At 42.6% G+C, this 680-nt stretch carries 1 protein-coding gene and 2 pseudogenes; all 3 read left to right on the top strand.

Translation table 11 applies throughout. From position 1 onward, the window contains the following. A pseudogene (locus tag R7Q46_RS27365) lies at positions 1-120 on the top strand (gfo/Idh/MocA family oxidoreductase); the annotation flags it as partial. A gap of 154 nt (positions 121-274) precedes the next feature. Then, positions 275-424, top strand: coding sequence for a hypothetical protein (locus R7Q46_RS27360; protein ID WP_005499370.1), 150 nt, complete (start codon positions 275-277; stop codon positions 422-424). 12 nt (positions 425-436) lie between these two features. Beyond that, positions 437-680 (top strand): annotated as a pseudogene (locus tag R7Q46_RS27355) (MFS transporter); the annotation flags it as partial.

The raw sequence follows: 680 nt of genomic DNA, 5'->3' as shown, positions 1-680 counted from the left end.
TGGTTTAAGGTTGTTGAATCAGGCAAGCTGGCTACAAGCACAGTGCAACGCAACATAGCGAGCCACCAGCTTGCAGAACAGATCTGTCAACGCATAGAACAAGCCGTGCATTGCAATTAACCCCTAGAACCAATCTATGCATGAAACGCATACATTAGTTCACTTTTTGTCATTTGTTTCATTGACTAATCGTCACTAAACTTCGCGCTCATTTTTCTACATGAGCGCACAATGCATGCTTTTTTCTCAATCCATTTTCGCTCAGGTGTTGAGAATGTCCATCATGTTGGGGCTATCTCTAATCATCGTCCATAACTCTCCGAAGTTGCTGGAAATATTAGCAGAACAAGCCATCAACAGCGGTTGTCACCAAACAACGGGAGACAACGAACACCATGATCATTCTCATCACCACCATCATTAATAAGAGCAAACTATGAGTATTTTCCGATTTCCAGTTCTTGTTTGGCTTGGAATAGGGATTTTGATTATTTGTCTAGGGATCAGACAATCTTTCGGTATTTTTATGATGCCAATTTCAGACTACTTTCAGACCGGGCGCGAGTTCTTTAGCTTTGCTATTGCCTTGCAAAACTTGTTGTTTGGCGTATTCCAACCTTTTGTCGGCATGGCGTCAGACCGTTGGGGCGCGAAGCGTATTATCATTTTAGGTGCCTTTT

Source organism: Vibrio sp. 811 (assembly GCF_033339195.1).
The sequence above is the reverse complement of the archived record's forward strand: the minus strand, read 5'-3'. Positions and strand labels throughout refer to the sequence as shown.